The sequence below is a fragment of the Anaerosporobacter sp. genome (assembly GCF_965301125.1).
In genome coordinates this window covers 1,361-4,242 of the sequence record NZ_CBDLAM010000263.1, presented here as the reverse complement: position 1 = coordinate 4,242, position 2,882 = coordinate 1,361, and the positions used below count along the sequence as shown (strand labels likewise).

General features: G+C 33.3%; 5 protein-coding genes. All 5 read right to left on the bottom strand.

Annotation, left to right across the window (positions count from 1 at the left end; genetic code table 11):
- Positions 1 to 42: 42 nt before the first annotated feature.
- A complete protein-coding gene (gene fliQ, locus ACW2QF_RS18305) occupies positions 43 to 312 on the bottom strand; it encodes a flagellar biosynthesis protein FliQ (protein ID WP_455717456.1) in 270 nt (89 codons plus the stop codon).
- A 43-nt stretch (positions 313 to 355) separates the two neighbouring features.
- Positions 356 to 1,204: a flagellar type III secretion system pore protein FliP gene (gene fliP / locus ACW2QF_RS18300; protein ID WP_455717455.1), complete on the bottom strand. Its 849-nt coding sequence runs from the start codon at positions 1,202 to 1,204 to the stop codon at positions 356 to 358.
- Between the two features lie 11 nt (positions 1,205 to 1,215).
- Positions 1,216 to 1,599, bottom strand: a complete 384-nt coding sequence (locus tag ACW2QF_RS18295; RefSeq protein ID WP_455717454.1) for a flagellar biosynthetic protein FliO — start codon at positions 1,597 to 1,599, stop codon at positions 1,216 to 1,218.
- Positions 1,600 to 1,639: 40 nt separating this feature from the next.
- Entirely contained in the window at positions 1,640 to 2,002 is a 363-nt protein-coding gene (locus ACW2QF_RS18290) for a response regulator (RefSeq protein WP_455717453.1), read from the bottom strand.
- Between the two features lie 28 nt (positions 2,003 to 2,030).
- On the bottom strand, positions 2,031 to 2,882 hold an 852-nt coding region (fliY, locus tag ACW2QF_RS18285), incomplete at its 5' end, for a flagellar motor switch phosphatase FliY (RefSeq protein WP_455717452.1).

Genomic DNA, 2,882 nt, shown 5'->3' with positions numbered 1-2,882 from the left:
ATATTATCCTACCTAGTTATATACAGCGTAATAATTCATAATTTATCTAATATAAGTTCCAAAATTTGAAAACAATTGATAAGTAAAATCAATAATAGTTTTGAATATCCAAGAACCTGTTAACATCATAACTACAAATATAGCTAATAATTTTGGAACAAAGGTTAATGTCTGCTCCTGAATCGAAGTAATTGTTTGAAAAATACTTATAATCAAACCCACGATTAAAGATACTATTAGCATAGGAGCAGAAGCTTTGATAATAACTAAAAGTGCCTCTCTAGCTATATCAATAACCACATCTACATTCATATTAACCTCCTAACTAAAAACAAAGTAACCGGTTAAGAACCTACTATCCATAGAAGGTCTTTACTACGTTACCAATTATCAAATTCCAACCATCCGCTAAGATAAACAACAGTATCTTGAATGGCATTGAAATAGTCGTTGGAGGTAGCATCATCATACCCATTGACATTAAGGTAGAAGCAACAACCATATCGATAATAATGAATGGTATATATAGCAAGAAACCAATTATAAAAGCTTTTCTTAATTCAGATATCATAAATGCAGGAATTAATACTGAATTAGGTATATCGTCTAATTCATAAACCGTTATATTCGCATCACCTAAATTTACGATATCCATAAAAAGTTTAATATCTTGAGGTCTATCCTTCACTTGATTGAACATAAACTTGCGAATCGGTTCCATACCCTTTTCAAATGCTTCTTCTTGTGTAATTTCACCTTTTGATAGGGGTTTTATTGCCTCATCATTTATCTGCGTAAACACTGGACCCATTATAAAAACAGTCAAAAACAATGCTAAACCAATAAGTATTTGGTTTGGTGGTGTTGTCTGAGTTCCTAATGCTGATCTAACAAAGTGTAATACTACTATAATTCTTGTGAACGAAGTCACCATCAACAACAAAGATGGTGCTACTGAAATAACAGTTAATAGAATTACAATTTGTAATGTTGATGATATGCCTGATCCCTCTCCACTTGTTGAGAGATTAAAGTTAAAACCAAATGGTTCATCATCAGATGTAAAAGTTACATCTGATGAGTCTGTCTGGCTGCTAGCTTTAACAGGTACAGAAAATACTAGAATGATGATAGACATAACAAACAAAGCAACAAGCGAATTTACAATTATTTTACCAGTTTTACATTTTAACTTTGTGTTCATACATTTAACCTCTACACATCATTCTCATCTTTTTCGTTTTCTTTACGGTCAATTGATTTCATATTGTTACCCGTCTTAATCTTGGTAAGGATTTCTTTGAAGGAAGGTGCTTGTGTACCCCCTTGAGAGAAATCCAATTTTTCTCCATCAATTTCCGTTAAGTATTCAACGTGATCCTTTGACACTGCAATCACAATGTATTTATCTGTTACTTTTATGATCTGTAAATATTTTGTTTGGCTTAATCTCAAAGTTTCTACTATTGTAATGTTATTGTTTTTGAGGTTCATTCCTCCACCAGTTTTACCTATCCACTTTGATGTGTAATAAGCCAAAACTAAAATCAAAACAAATACGAGTAATAATCCAAATAATTCCGCAAGATTTTTTATCATAGAACTGCCTTGGAATAAATAAATGTTTGAAATCATCTTATTAGCCTATCGCTTTTTTAACAGCTTCTAAAACACGATCCGCTTGGAATGGCTTAACAATAAAATCTTTTGCTCCTGTTTGGATAGATTCAATTACCATTGCTTGTTGTCCCATAGCAGAACACATAATTACATTTGAAGCTGGATCCATTGACTTAATTTTTTTAAGCGCTTGAATACCATCCATCTCCGGCATCGTAATATCCATCATAACTAAATCTGGTTTAGTTTCATTATATTTTTCTACTGCTTTCACTCCATTTTCAGCTTCACCAGCAATTTCATATCCATTTTTAGTTAAGATGTCCTTAATCATCATCCTCATAAACGCTGCATCGTCGCAAATTAAAATTCTCTTCGCCATTTTTACCTCTCCTATCTAAACTTCTTTTCTATTTAACTATTTCTGTCACTCTAATACCAAAACATTCTTCTATTACTACAACTTCACCTTTTGCAACAAACTTACCATTTACCAATACATCAATTGGTTCTCCAGCAAGTTTATTTAATTCAATAATTGTTCCTGGTGTAAAATCTAAGATTTCTTTAATTGATTTGTTTGTTCTACCTAATTCAACAGTAACCTCAAGCGGTACATCCATAATTAAATCAATATTCTCTTGGCCAGGGACCTGTGTAGAAATATTGTTAAAAGCTTGAAATTGGGCTGGTTGAACATTAACATCTTGCATTGGCATCATTTGGCCAATTTGCATATTTGGCATCTGTCCTTGATACATTGGAACAGTTCCATAACCAGGCATTGGTTGACCAGGTATTGGTTGACCCATCATTTGTTGACCTCCCGTCATAGGATTTGCAGTAACAGTTTGTTGGTTCATTGGTTGAACCTGTGGCGTTGGTTCTTCAACCTTACCGACTTGTTGTGGTTCTGAATTAGATCCTGATTCCGAGAATTTTCTAAATAAATCTCTAGCAAAATCAAATGGATATAACTGCATTATATGACTATCAACCAAGTCTCCTATTTCCATTTTAAACGCAACCTTAACAAATGGTTGTTTTAAGAAATCAGATATCATTGATTCATCGACAGCACCGTGTAAGTCAATAAGACTTGCAACAGGAGGACTAATATCTACTTTCTTTTCAAGCATGGAGGACAATGAAGTAGACGCAGAACCCATCATCTGATTCATTGCTTCACTTATAGCACTGAGATGTAGTTCTGTTAAGTAACCTTCTACATTAGTTCCATCCCCGCCCATCATTAAATCTGG